General features: G+C 67.6%; 12 protein-coding genes. 3 read left to right on the top strand and 9 right to left on the bottom strand.

Going from position 1 to position 13029, the window contains the following annotated elements; translation table 11 throughout:
• The first annotated feature begins 9 nt into the window (after window positions 1–9).
• The gene (fdhD, locus tag J2W23_RS13345) at window positions 10–888 is read left to right on the top strand and encodes a formate dehydrogenase accessory sulfurtransferase FdhD (protein ID WP_307649077.1); all 879 of its coding nucleotides are present in this window, start codon (window positions 10–12) and stop codon (window positions 886–888) included.
• A 52-nt stretch (window positions 889–940) separates the two neighbouring features.
• Window positions 941–1249, top strand: a complete 309-nt coding sequence (locus J2W23_RS13340; RefSeq protein WP_307649076.1) for a formate dehydrogenase subunit delta — start codon at window positions 941–943, stop codon at window positions 1247–1249.
• A 6-nt stretch (window positions 1250–1255) separates the two neighbouring features.
• Here the strand turns inward: J2W23_RS13340 and J2W23_RS13335 are convergent, their stop codons facing one another.
• From J2W23_RS13335 to J2W23_RS13305, 7 genes are all read right to left on the bottom strand, one after another.
• Window positions 1256–1564 (bottom strand): hypothetical protein, encoded by a 309-nt coding sequence (locus tag J2W23_RS13335; RefSeq protein ID WP_176659107.1) that lies wholly within the window; start codon window positions 1562–1564, stop codon window positions 1256–1258.
• A gap of 80 nt (window positions 1565–1644) precedes the next feature.
• Window positions 1645–5715 (bottom strand): translocation/assembly module TamB domain-containing protein, encoded by a 4071-nt coding sequence (locus tag J2W23_RS13330; protein WP_307649075.1) that lies wholly within the window; start codon window positions 5713–5715, stop codon window positions 1645–1647.
• A gap of 12 nt (window positions 5716–5727) precedes the next feature.
• On the bottom strand, window positions 5728–7668 hold the full coding sequence (locus J2W23_RS13325) for an autotransporter assembly complex protein TamA (RefSeq protein WP_307649074.1): 1941 nt from the start codon (window positions 7666–7668) through the stop codon (window positions 5728–5730).
• Window positions 7669–7764: 96 nt separating this feature from the next.
• Window positions 7765–8952 (bottom strand): vWA domain-containing protein, encoded by a 1188-nt coding sequence (locus tag J2W23_RS13320; protein ID WP_176659110.1) that lies wholly within the window; start codon window positions 8950–8952, stop codon window positions 7765–7767.
• A gap of 22 nt (window positions 8953–8974) precedes the next feature.
• Window positions 8975–9562 carry a GNAT family N-acetyltransferase gene (locus J2W23_RS13315; RefSeq protein ID WP_307649073.1) on the bottom strand — a complete coding sequence of 196 codons (588 nt, stop codon included), beginning with the start codon at window positions 9560–9562 and terminating at the stop codon, window positions 8975–8977.
• An 18-nt stretch (window positions 9563–9580) separates the two neighbouring features.
• Complete coding sequence (locus J2W23_RS13310) at window positions 9581–9832, bottom strand: hypothetical protein (protein WP_176659112.1); 252 nt, start codon at window positions 9830–9832, stop codon at window positions 9581–9583.
• On the bottom strand, window positions 9829–10683 hold the full coding sequence (locus tag J2W23_RS13305; RefSeq protein WP_176659113.1) for an AAA family ATPase: 855 nt from the start codon (window positions 10681–10683) through the stop codon (window positions 9829–9831). Before J2W23_RS13305 ends, J2W23_RS13310 begins: the two co-directional genes overlap by 4 nt.
• Before the next feature lie 162 nt (window positions 10684–10845).
• On the opposite strand from J2W23_RS13305, the gene J2W23_RS13300 reads away from it, so the two are divergent.
• Window positions 10846–11541, top strand: coding sequence for a c-type cytochrome (locus J2W23_RS13300; RefSeq protein WP_176659114.1), 696 nt, complete (start codon window positions 10846–10848; stop codon window positions 11539–11541).
• 73 nt (window positions 11542–11614) lie between these two features.
• Here J2W23_RS13300 and pcaG read toward each other — a convergent pair whose 3' ends face one another.
• Complete coding sequence (gene pcaG, locus J2W23_RS13295) at window positions 11615–12226, bottom strand: protocatechuate 3,4-dioxygenase subunit alpha (protein WP_307649072.1); 612 nt, start codon at window positions 12224–12226, stop codon at window positions 11615–11617.
• Window positions 12227–12238: 12 nt separating this feature from the next.
• Window positions 12239–12964: a protocatechuate 3,4-dioxygenase subunit beta gene (pcaH, locus tag J2W23_RS13290; protein ID WP_176659116.1), complete on the bottom strand. Its 726-nt coding sequence runs from the start codon at window positions 12962–12964 to the stop codon at window positions 12239–12241.
• Between the last annotated feature and the right edge of the window lie 65 nt (window positions 12965–13029).

Raw genomic sequence — 13029 nt, 5'->3', positions numbered from 1 at the left:
ACCATCGCCATGAACATCGCCACCCTGCCGGCCGCCGAAGGCGCAGACACCTTCTGCGAAGGCGCACTGCTGCTGCCGGTGCACGGGGTGCGCGGCGGCGAGGCCTACGCGGTGCAGGACTGGGTGGCCGAGGAAGTGCCCGTGGCGCTGGAGTTCAACGGCATCTCGCACGCGGTGATGCTCGCGACGCCGCTGGACCTGGAAGATTTCGCGCTCGGTTTCTCGCTGAGCGAAGGCATCCTCGATGCGGCGCACGAGCTCTATTCGGTGGACATTGCGCCATCGGACCTCGGCATCACGGTGCGGCTCCAGGTGTCGAGCGCTGCGTTCGCGCGCCTGAAGCAGCGGCGCCGCACGATCGCCGGGCGCACGGGCTGCGGTCTCTGCGGCACCGAGAGCCTTGCGCATGTGTCGCGCGAACTGCCGGTGCTCGGCGATGCCGTGGCACTGGAGCGCCAGGCCATCGCGCGCGCGATGTCGCAACTGCAGTCGATGCAGACGCTGCAGCAGGCCACCGGCGCGGTGCACGCGGCAGCGTGGTGTTCGGCCGTGGGCGAGGTGATGTGGCTGCGCGAAGACGTGGGCCGCCACAACGCGCTCGACAAGCTGATCGGCGCGCTCGCGAGCAACGACGTCGATGCGTTGACCGGCTTCATCGCCGTCACCAGCCGCGCGAGTTTCGAGATGGTGCAGAAGACCGCGATGGCGGGCGTGCCGCTGCTCGCTGCCGTGTCGGCACCGACCTCGTTCGCAGTGGCCACGGCGGAACGCGCGCGGCTCACGCTGGTCGGCTTCGCGCGCAAGGACGACCTCGCGGTCTACAGCCACCCTGGTCGCGTGACGACGGCCGGACAGGAATTCACATCGGCTGGACGCCGCGCGCACTGAAGCCGACGCGAACGGCGACCGGCAAGCTACTTCATCTCTTCAAAGGCAGTGCATGCACGACCACGATCCGACGGCGCAACTGGTCAAGATGGCCAACCAGATCGGCAGCTTCTTCCAGGCCCAGTCACCGGACAACGCGAACCTGTCGACAGGCGCGATCGCGGCGCACCTGAAATCGTTCTGGGCGCCGAGCATGCGCATGCAACTGATCCGCTCGCTTGAAGCAGGCGGGGCGACGCACCTGATGCCGATCGTGGCCTCGGCGGTGCGCAGCCATCGTGCGAACCTGCTGCCGGGCGGGGCCGTCGAGCTGGCGGAGAAGAAAGAGCAGTTTCCGCCGGGTGGCGGCGACGCGGGCTAGGTTGGATCAGGTGGGGCTGGTGGCCCTCATCTGCTGCTGTTCTGTGTACGACTTCAGCAGCGCCTCGTAGCAAAGGCACAGCGGCATCGCGATGAACACCATGCCCGCGACATAGATCACCAGGCTCATCACGGGAAATTCGTCGCCGCCCCAGTGCGGAATCGACGTGCCGATCGCAAGGAGCGCGATGACCGCGATCACCGCATGCAGCGTGCTGCGCACGAGCGTGATCCGTTGCGATGCCGGCGGGTCGTACGTCTGACGGTCCGATACCGGAACCGGGCTGTGGCCGCCCTTGTCTCCATCATTTTTCATCGTCGCTCCTCGGTGAAGGCGTCAACGAATTGTTAACTCCGGGTTCGGCCCGGTCAAGATCGAAGTCCCTAGGATTTCGATCAGTCGTACTTCACCGTATAGATCAGGTCGAGGCCACTGGTCTGGCCCGCCTGTCCACGCAGCGTGAGACGCTGCGTGAGGTCGTAGAAGATGAAGAGCGTGCCGAAGGTGCCGCCGATGCTGCGTTCGTAGGTGATGTAGAAATCCTTCGACAGCCGCTTGCCCAGCGTGACCGCCGACTCGCGCAGGTCGCCGCCGTTGCCCGGGCCCTTGAAGCCGAGTTCGTCCAGGCCGAAGCGGCTCGCGAGGCTGCCGCCGCTGCCGGACTTGCCGATCTTGCCCAGCACCGCGAGCGCAGCCTGTTGCAGCAGCGCCGATTCGCCGCCGCTGGTGGCCGAGGCGCGCCCGAGGATCACCCACGAGAGCGTTTCCGCATCGGAGAGCGCGGGCTCGGAATAGAGCTTGACGCGCGGCGACTGCGCGCTGCCGGAGATCTGCACGCCCGCGCGCTGCGAGATGTTCGGGCGGATCGCGAGGATGTCCAGCTGCGGGTTGTCGAAGGGGCCGTTGAAGCGCGCCACGCCGGTTTCCACATCGAGCTGCTGGCCGTAGGCGCGGTACTGGCCCTTCACGGTCTTCACTTCGCCGGTGATGCGCGGCGGCGCATTGAGCTTGGTGCTGCGGATCTCCAGGTCGCCTTCGAGCCGCGTGGTGATGCCGCGGCCCTGCACCGCGAAGTCGTCGCCGAGGTCGAAGTTCACGACGATGTCGGGCGGCTTCGCGGTCTGCGGCTTGGCCGCCTGCGCATCGGCGCGGGCCGATTCGCGCTGCGCGGCCTCGGCCGCTTCGCGGTCCTTGGCGGCGGAGCGCACGACCACGTCGCTGCCCAGGCTGGGCGCGGTCTCGTCGGGCAGGATGATGACGGCGCGGTCGGTCTTGAGCTTGCCGCGCACGGTGAACTGGCCGGCATCGAGCCGCGCCTGCAGGTCGCCCGAGAGCGTGACCTGCCGGTCGGTGCGCACCAGCACGCGCAGCGCGCGCAGTTCGCCTTGCAGGGCCATGCGGATGCTCGGCGTGGCGGTGCCCGGCGCGGCGCCCCAACTCATGTCGCCGCGCGCCGAGAGCGATCCGCCATCGTTGCCCGCTTCGCTCGCTGCGGTGCTGCGGTTGCCGCTCTGGCCACCGATGCGGGCCGAGCTGCCGGTGCCGCCCTTGAGCGTGAACTCGGTGATCTCGATGCGCTCGCCGTTCAGGCTGGCGCGCAGGCGCCCGTCGCGCAGGTCCAGCCCTTCGACCGGTGCGCGCAGCGCGAGCTTGTCGGCGCCGAGCGTGCCGTTCCAGCGCGGCGCGGCGCGGTTGCCCGAGAGCGTGGCGTTGGCGTCGAGCGTGCCGGCGATGCGCCAGCCCGGCGGCGCGAGCATCGACCACACGCCCAGGTTCGGCAGCGTGGCCTTGATGCTGCCGCCCAGCGGCGCATCGGGCGCCCACTGCCAGCCGCCCGCGCGTTGGGTGACGCGCGTGTTCATGTCGGCGTTGATCTTGCCGGCGCGTTCGCTGTCCCAGGCCAGCGTGGCGCGCACGGCGTCGCCTTCCGCGTCGAGGCGCAGTTCGGCCTGGCGCAGGCCCGCCGGCGTGGCCGGGGCTTCGGCATTCGCCACGGACGCGGAATTCATCGTGCGTTCGCTCGCCGTGCCGGTCCCGCTGCTCGTGATGCGGGTGACCAGCGCGGCCTCGCCGGCCTGCACGCGGATGTCGCCGCTCTGGCGCGCGATGCGGGCCTTGGCGCGCAGCGTGTCGCCGGCGTCGATGTCCCAGTCGCCGTCGAACATCAGGTCGCCGCTGATGCCCAGTTCGCTGAGCGTCGAACTCGCGCCGAAGGCGCCGGCCCAGGCCATCGGCAGGCCCTGCATCTGGCCCTTCGACTGCACGCGGAACACCTTGTTTGGCGCCGCGCCGCTCTGGCTGAAGCGCAGCGGCTGCCAGTCGATGCGCACCGTGCCGGGCACGGGGCCGCGCAGCGTGGCCGAAGCGGCGGAGGCTTCGATGTCCAGGCGGGCCGGGTTGCCGCCCGCGCGGATGGTGGCGGTGACTTCGCGGCTCAACTCGACGATCCACGGGCTGCCGGGGCGGGCGCTGTCTTGCGCCTGCAGGCGCAGGCTGGCGAGGGCGGCGCGCCACTGGTTGGCGCCTGCGATGCCGCCGCTGGCGCGGGTGTCGAGCGTGACCTTCTGGGTGCCGGTGGTGGCATCGCCCTTGAGCGTGAGCGAGGCCTGTGCGAGGCTGCCCGAGAGGTCGGCCTGCAGTTCGCGCAGTTGCACCGCAGTGGGGGTGCCGCCCGGCTGCGAGGCCGGCAGGTTGAGATCGAGGCGGGGCACGGTGAGCGCGGCCTTGAGCGTGGGCTCCGCGATGCCGCGTTGAGCCGGTGCATTGGCATTCTCGATGCGGCGCTGGATGGTCCGCCAGCCGCCCTGCCAGCTCGCATCGAGCCGCGCCGAGCCCTTGGCCGTGGTGCCCGCGAACACGCCCGAGAGACCGGGCAGGCCTTCGACCCAGCGCTGCAGGGTGTCGGCATCGTCGATGCGTGCCTTGATGTCGCCCGCGCCCGCGTCCGGCGCGATGCGGCCTTCGACTTGCGCGCCGCCGCCAGGCAGCACGAGGTTGAGCTTGCCGCTCGCGGCCTGCTCGTCCACGCGCACCTGCAGCTTGCCGTCGACGCTCGCGCGCTGGGCCTCGATGCGCAGCGTGCGCAGGTCGAGCACCTGGTCTTTCCACTGGCCCTGCGCCAGCGCGCGGTCGAGTGCAAAGCCCGGCAGCGACTTGCTGCCCGCGCCGCCTTCGGCCTTGAGCGATGCATCGAAGGTGATGGTGTCTTCGCGCTGCTGCGCGGTGACCTGGCCGCTGACGGGCGCGCCGGCGAGTTCGCTGTGCAGCGCACCGGGCCGCACGCTGCGCACCGTCGCGCGAATCTGCCAGGGCGCGGGTGCGGGGCTCCAGCGCCCTTCGGCATCGATGCGGCCGCCGCCGGCGCGCACGGTGGCTTCGGGAATGGTCCAGTTCGTGCCGTCGAAGCCGACGCGGCCTTGCACCTGCTCAAGCGGCAACTTCGATCGATCCCACGGGCCGGGCAGGGCGTTGCGGATGTCGGCCGAGGCCTTCCATGCGGACGGGCCCGCATCCGCATCGGGTTCGACCGAGACGGTGCCGGTGAGCTGCGTTTCGGGCGCACCGGGCCAGAGGCTCGATGCATCGACGTTGCTGAGATCGGCCTTGGCATCGATCACCGGCTGCGGCAGCCAAGGGGCGATCTGCGCCTGCAGCCTGGCTTCCATCGGCGCATCGGCGTTCTCTTCGGCGGGCTTGAGTTCGGCGGCGACCTGCAGGCGCGCGGCCGTGCCGGCGAGCGTGCCCTTCACGGTGGCTTGCGCGATCACATCGATGTTGTGGTCTTCGGCCAGCGGCGCCTTCACGCGGCCGTCGAGTGCCGCATCGATCGCCATCGGCGCGGGGCCTTGCAGCTTGACGCGCGCGCTGTAGTGGCCATCGGCGATGTCGACGCCCTTCACTTCGAGCGCGTGCTCGGCGTTCTTGTAGACGTAGCTGCCGGCGAGGTTCTTCGCCTCCAGCACGGGCGGCCCGGCCCAGCGCACCTCGTCGATGCGGAAGGGCACGTCCACGTCGACGGGCAGCACGAGCTGTTCGAGCGGCTGGGTCGGTTCTTCGCTCGGCGGACCGCGCTTCTCGATCAGCACCTCTTTCGCATGCACCTCGCCGAGCTGCACCTTGCGCTGGAAGAGGGGGGCGAATTGCCAGCCGATGGTGGCGTCGTTCACCTCGACGGCGATGCTCTCGCTCTGGTACTTGAGCCAGCCGATGTGCCCGCCGGTGCGCAGCGAGCCGGTCACGTCGCGGCTTTCGAGCGTCTGGCCCGCGGGGAGGCGCTGTGCCGCTTGCGCCAGCGCGAAGGCGAGCGAAGTGTTCGAGCCCAGCCACCACCACGCGCCCGCGCCGAGCAGCAGCACGGCCAGGACGAGGCCCGCGAAGGTCCAGGCCAGCGCGCGCATGACACGGCGCGCGCGCGAGCGCTTGACGGCGGGTGGCACGGGGGTGGAGACGGCTTCTTCGTTCGACATCGAAAGCTGGGGTCAGAAGGTGAAGCCGAGCCGGAAGTGCAGGCGGAATTTCTTCGTGTCCACGCCGTAGGCGAGGTCGGCCTGCACCGGCCCGACCGGGCTGCGCCAGCGCGCGCCCAGGCCCACGCCCACCTTGGGCTTGAGTTCGCCGGGCTTGTCGGCCACGGCGCCCGCATCGACGAACACCACGCTCTCCCATTCGGTGAGCTTGTTGTTGTAGACGAAGGGCCGCTGCCACTCGACGCTCGCCACGCCGAGGTAGCGGCCGGCGACGGTCTGGCCGTCGGCGCGCACGGTGCCGATGTCCTTGTAGCCGTAGCCGCGCACGGTGGTGTCGCCGCCGGTCAGGAACATCAGCGTGGACGGGATCTGCGCGCTGTCCTTGGCCGACACCGCGCCGGCCTCGACGCGCAGCTGCAGGCGGCTGCGGCGGGCGCGCGACTCGGTGTCGTCGGCCGAGCCGATCGGCAAGATGCCCAGCCCGCGCACATAGGTGCGGGTGAAGGGCGTCTGCTCGCCCGTGAGCGTGTAGCCGGCCGCGAGTTCGAGCGCGAGCGCATAGCCGCGCGTGGGGGCCGAGTTGTTGTCGAAGTAGCGCCCGGTCCAGCCCCAGTTGGCGGTGACCGCCGAGGCCGAGGGCGGTGCGTTGACGCCGCGGTTCTGCGCGTAGTCGTACTGCAGGAAGTAACTGCGGTCGATGTGGTCGCTCGACTTGTTGCGCCCGCCGCGCAGCCGCCCGCTGTCCACGATGTAGCTGCCCGATTCCTCGCGCTTGAGTTCGGCACCGGAGAACCAGCGCCAGCCCTTGTCGTCGGGGATCGCGTTCCACTCGGTGCCCAGCGACTTGACGTCGTTGTCCACCGAGAGCCGCGAGACCGCGCGCCAGCCGAGCAGCGGGATCTGGTTGTGGATGTGGTCGATCGACAGGCGCGGGCCGTTGTCGGTGGTGAAGCCGGCGCCCAGCACCACCTTCTGCAGCGGTGCTTCGCGCAGCTGCGCGATCACGGGAGCGGCCAGCGGGTTGCCGCTCTCGGTGTCGAGCGTGAGGAACACCGAGTCGTAGTAGCCGCTGCTGGCCAGGCGCTGCTGGGCGTCGAGCAGCTTCTGCTGGTCGTAGTCGGTGCCGCTGGGCAGGCGCGCGATGCGGCGTGCGCCGTCGGGGTCGTAGCGCTGCAGGCCCCGCAGCATGAGCGGACCGAACTTGTAGGCCGGCCCCGACTGGTAGGTGACGGAGAGGCGCGCCTCGCTGCGGTCGGCATCGACCTCGGCGCGGCTCACCTCGATGTTGCCGGTCGGGAAACGCTTGGCCGTGAGGCTGCGCAGCGCGGTGGTCTTGGCATCGTCCCAGGCCTGCTGGGTGAAGGGCAGGCCTGCGCGCAAGGCCCAGCCGGTGCGGATCGAGTCGCGCTGCGCCTCGGCCGCGGTGTCGTCGGCCGCATCTTTGGCAATCTCGCCGGCATAGCTGATCTGCACGTTGCTCACCTTGGTGGGCTCGCCGGGCGCGACGGTGATGACGATTTCGCGCGGGGCCTTGGTGCTCTCGGGCGTTTCGTTGAGCTCGAGCGTCAGCGTGGGGGTGAAGTAGCCGAGGGTGCCGAGCAGTTCGCGCGCATTGGCTTCGGCGGCGACCATGAGGCGGGAGATTTCCGTGGCGCCGAGGTCGTCGAGCTCGCGGTAGCGCTGGATTTCCAGGTGCAGCGCGAGGTAGTCGCGAACCGCTTCAGGCCCGCGCACGTCGACGGTGAAGGCGTCGCGCTTGTCGGTCTTCTTCTCGTCCTTGCTGCTGTCCTTGGCGGCCGTGTCGGCATCGCCGCTGCGCACCAGGCCCGCGACGGGCTTGCCCTCGGTGCTCTCTTTTTTCGGCAGCAAGCTGCAGCCTTGCAAAAGAAGGACGCCACAAAAAAGCAAAGCCGGCCACCACGCCGGCGAAGAAACGGATACCACCCTGACCATGGGCGGATTCTGACAGCAAGATTCGCCGGTTCCTGAAGCTTCCGGATACAGACAGCGCCGGTCTTGCCGGTGCGCTGCGGGTGTCCTACTTGCGCATTACTTGGAGAGCATGCGCATCGCGTCTTCCAGGCCGCGCAGCGTGAGCGGGTACATGCGGTTGGACATGAGCTGCTGCATCACCGCGATGCTCTGCCTGTATTGCCACACGCCCTGGGGCTCGGGGTTGATCCACGCGAACTTGGGGAAGGTGTGCGTCAGGCGCTGGATCCACTCGGCGCCGGCCTCTTCGTTGTTGTATTCGACGCTGCCGCCGGGCTGCAGGATCTCGTAGGGGCTCATGGTCGCGTCGCCGACGAAGATGAGCTTGTAGTCCTTGTTGTACTTGCGCAGGATGTCCCAGGTCGCGAACTTCTCGGAGAAGCGGCGCTTGTTGTTCTTCCACATGAAGTCGTAGACGCAGTTGTGGAAGTAATAGAACTCCAGGTGCTTGAACTCGGTCTTCACGGCCGAGAACAGCTCCTCGACGCGCTGGATGTGCTCGTCCATCGTGCCGCCCACGTCCATCAGCAGCAGCACCTTGACGTTGTTGTGGCGCTCGGGCCGCATCTTGATGTCGAGGTAGCCGGCATTGGCCGCGGTCGACTGGATGGTGTTGTCCAGGTCCAGCTCTTCCTCGTGGCCCTCGCGCGCGAACTTGCGCAGGCGCCGCAGCGCCACCTTGATGTTGCGCGTGCCCAGCTCCTGGGTGTCGTCGTAGTCCTTGTAGGCGCGCTGGTCCCACACCTTCACGGCGCTCTTGTTCTTTCCCGCGCCGCCGATGCGGATGCCCTGCGGGTTGTAGCCGCCATTCCCGAAGGGCGAGGTGCCGCCGGTGCCGATCCACTTGCTGCCGCCCTCGTGGCGCTCCTTCTGCTCCTCGAAGCGCTTCTTGAGCGTTTCCATGAGCTCGTCCCAGCCCATCTTCTCGATCTTGGCTTTCTCCTCGGCCGTGAACTCGCGCTCCAGTGTCTTCTTGAGCCAGTCGAGCGGCACTTCCTTGGTGAAGTCGGTGAGCATCTCCACGCCCTTGAAGTAGGCGGCGAAGGCGCGGTCGAACTTGTCGTAGTGCTTCTCGTCCTTCACGAGCGCGGTGCGCGAGAGGTAGTAGAAGTCGTCGATGCCGTAGGCGCCGTCGGAGTTGGGGCCCACCACGTCGGCCTGCAGCGCCTCCAGCAGCGTGAGGTATTCCTTGACGGACACCGGCAGCTTGGCCGAGCGCAGGGTGTAGAAGAAATCGATGAGCATGGGGTCGCTCCTTGTGATTCAGTCAGTCGCGCGGCTTGTCGAGCAGGTAGAGCAGCTGGGCTTTCACCTCGGGCCACTCGCCCGCGCGGAGGCTGTACATGACGGTGTCGCGGATGGTGCCGTCGCGGCGCATCACGTGGCCGCGGATCACGCCGTCTTTCTTGGCGCCCAGGCGCTCGATGGCGCGCTGCGAGGCGAAGTTGAAGTTGTCGGTGCGCCAGCCCACCACGTTGCAGCCGAGCGTGTCGAACGCATGCGTGAGCATCAGGAGCTTGCAGGTGGTGTTGACGTGGGTGCGCTGGCAGCGCGCGGCGTACCAGGTGTAGCCGATCTCGACGCGTTTCACGCCCGGCAGGATGTCGTGGAAGCTGGTGCTGCCGAGCACGGTGCCGGTGGCCGCTTCGGTCACGGCGAAGGCGAAGCGGTCGGCCGTCTTGAGCGCGGTCTCGATGTAGGCGCGGGTGTTCTCGGGCTCGGGCACGGAGGTGACGCGCAGCTTCCAGAGTTCGCCATCGGCTGCGGCGGCGCGCAGGCCCTCTTCGTGGTCCAGCGAGAGCGGCATCAGCGCAATGCCTCGGGCCTTCAGCGTGACAGGTTCGACGAACGCCATCTCAAACACCTCTGAATTTCAGCTTCTCGGATTGCCGTACTTGCGCACATACCAGGCGCGTGCGATCTGTACCCCACCACCGCCACCCAGGCCGATCAGCAGGATGCCGAAGATCTCCTTGTTGCCGTAGCCGCCGGCGCCGAAGGCATCCAGGCCCAGCAGCAGCCCGACCCAGCGGCCGAGCAGCGCACCCAGCACGAACAGCACCGCCTGGGCCACGCCCAGCTTGAGCAGTTGGCCCGTGGGATGCGGCCGGGGAGATTCGCTCATCGGTTGTTGCGCTGCATGAAGACGAGCTTCTCGAAGAGCGTCACGTCCTGCTCGTTCTTGAGCAGCGCGCCCACCAGCGGCGGCACGGCGACCTTGTCGTCCTTGCTCTGCAGGGCTTCGAGGGGGATGTCTTCGGCCACCAGGAGCTTGAGCCAGTCGAGCAGTTCGGAGGTCGAGGGCTTCTTCTTGAGGCCCGGCAGGTTGCGCACGTCGTAGAAGGTCTTCATCGCGGCCGTGAGCAGCTCTTGCTTCAGGCCTGGGAAGTGCACGGCGACGATGTGCTTCATCGTCTCGGCATCGGGGAACTTGATGTAGTGGAAGAAGCAGCGGCGAAGGAACGCATCGGGCAGTTCCTTTTCGTTGTTGGAAGTGATGAACACCACCGGCCGGTGCTTGGCGCGGATGAGCTCGCGCGTCTCGTAGCAGTAGAACTCCATGCGGTCGATTTCGCGCAGCAGGTCGTTCGGGAATTCGATGTCGGCCTTGTCGATCTCGTCGATGAGAAGGGCCACGGGCTGGTCGGCCGTGAAGGCCTGCCAGAGCACGCCCTTGACGATGTAGTTCTGGATGTCCTTCACGCGCTCGCCGCCGTCCACGTCGGAGAGTTGCGAATCGCGCAGGCGGCTCACCGCGTCGTATTCATACAGGCCCTGCTGCGCCTTGGTGGTCGACTTGATGTGCCACTGCAGCAGCGGCAGCCCCAGCGATTGCGCCACTTCCTCGGCTAGCATGGTCTTGCCCGTGCCGGGCTCGCCCTTGACGAGCAGCGGGCGCTTGAGCGTGATGGCGGCGTTGACCGCCAGCATCAGGTCCTGAGTGGCGACGTAGTTGTCTGAGCCCTTGAATTTCATGAGTGAACGAGAAGCGAGGTGGAAAGGCGGGGTGGAGAAAAGAACACACTCGACGCGCGTCGTGCAGCCTCAGGGTTGGCCTGCACGGGGTTCCGGAAGACCCCTGCATATAATCGAATGTTGATTCGAAAAACTGTATCTCCACGAGATTGTGCGCGCAAAATGAACAAGCTGTTGACCACGATGTTTGCCCTTGCTGTCGCTTGCGTGACGCTCTCGGCACAAGCCCAACAAGTCACTGGCAAGGCCCAGGACGGGGCAAAGAAGGTTCAGATGTGCGTGGGCTGCCACGGCATCATTGGCTACCAGGCCAGCTTCCCTGAAATCCACAAGGTGCCGATGATCGCGGGCCAGAGCGCCACCTACATCGCCGCTGCGCTCACCGCGTACAAGGGCGGCGACCGCAAGCACCCCACCATGCGCGCCATTGCCGATTCGCTCTCCGAGCAGGACATTGCCGACGTGGCTGCCTACTACAGCCAGTTGGGCGTGAAGGAAGGCGATGCACCGCCCGCCGCCCTCGCCAAGGCCATGCCCGACAACATCACCGCGCTGGTCGGCCGCAACGGTCCCGACAACAGCTGCACCAAGTGCCACGGCGCCAACTTCAACACCCCGAACGACGGCACCGTGCCCAAGCTGGCCGGCCAGCATGCCGACTACCTCTTCGTGGCGCTGAAGTCGTACCGCGTCAAGAACAACAGCCACCTGGGCCGCTCGAACGCGGTGATGGCCGGCCAGGTCGAACCCAAGAAGTTCACCAATGCCGAACTCAAGACGCTGGCCAGCTACATCGCCTCGGTGCCTGGCGAACTGAAGACGGTGCCCGAGTCGCGCATCCATCACGCAGCGCAGTAAGCCACTTCAGCGCTTCGCTCCCAACAAAAAAGCCCGCGCGATGCGGGCTTTTTTGTTGGGGATTTCCCTGAGATCAGACGTCGAAGAACGCCGTCTCGTCCGCGCCCTGCATGCGGATGTCGAAGCGGTAGCTCACCGCGCCGCCTTGCTCCACGCGCTCGGCGATGAGCGTATGGCGGCGCTCGGCCGGCACGCTCTGCAGCACCACGTCCTTCGCGTTGGCCTCGACCTCGTCGCTGAAATACACGCGCGTGAACGCATGCAGCAACAGGCCGCGCATCAGCACGATCACGTTGATGTGCGGCGCTTCGCCGGGCGCCTCGGCACCGGGCTTGACGGTGTGGAACACGAAGCGGTTCTCTGCATCGGTGCCGGTGCCGACGCGGCCAAAGGCGCGAAAGCCCAGCGCGCGCGCTTCTTCCGGCGTCTGCGGGTAGCGGCCTTCGCCGTCGGCCTGGCTGATCTCGACCAGCGCGTCGCCGATCGCATTGCCGTCGCCGTCGATCACCCGGCCTTCGAGGCGGATGCGTTGGCCGGTGGCGCCGTCGAGCGCCACGACGGCGTCGAAGGGCTGGTCGAAGTCGTAGCCGTACTGCGTGGCGGTGAGGCCGTAGGCGAAGTAGGGGCCCACGGTCTGGGAGGGGGTCTGGCCGAAGTCGGCTTCCTGTGCGGTCATCAATGGCATGGGAAATTCCTTTCAGCGGTTCTCGAACGGCGTTTCGTCGGCGCCGCGCAGCACGATGTCGAACTGGTAGCCCAGCGCGTAGCCCTCTTCGGTGATGTCGAGGCTGAAGTCGGCAATCAGCCGGTTGCGGTAGCGCTCGGGGGTGCCGGTGATCATCGGGTCGTACTGCATCAGCGGGTCGCCGGGGAAGTACATCTGCGTGACCAGGCGGCTCGCGAAGCTCTGGCCGAACAGCGACAGGTGAATGTGCTGCGGGCGCCAGGCGTTCGGATGGTTGCCCCACGGATAGGCGCCGGGCTTGATGGTGAGAAAGCGGTAGCGGCCTTCGCTGTCGGTGAGGCACCGGCCCGCGCCGAGAAAGTTGGGGTCCAGCGGCGCATCGTGCTGGTCGACCTTGTGCACGTAGCGGCCGGCGGCGTTGGCCTGCCAGAGCTCGACCAGCGTGTTGGCCACCGGGCGGCGGCGCTCGTCGAGCACCTGGCCGGTGAGGATCATGCGTTCGCCCAGCGGCTCGCCGTTCTTGCGCGCGTTGCGCGTGAGGTCATGGTCGAACTCGCCGATGCTGTCGTGGCCGTACACGGGCTGCTGCAGCTCGCCGAGCGAAGCCTTCAGCGGAATCAGCGGCTTCTGCGGGCCGCGCTTCACCGTGGACTTGTAGCCGGGGTAGACGTAGGCGGGATGGGAGTCCCAGTCGCGAGGGGTGAGCGCCGGCAGGGCGCTCTGGGTCTTGGTCAACATGCGTTGTCTCCTGTCGTGGGACGAATCCGGGAAGCACGACTTTAGAAGCGCCGTCCGATGATGTA

Source organism: Variovorax boronicumulans (assembly GCF_030812215.1).
Classification (GTDB): Bacteria; Pseudomonadota; Gammaproteobacteria; order Burkholderiales; family Burkholderiaceae_C; genus Variovorax; species Variovorax boronicumulans_C.
This window is presented reverse-complemented; position numbering and strand designations above follow the sequence as displayed.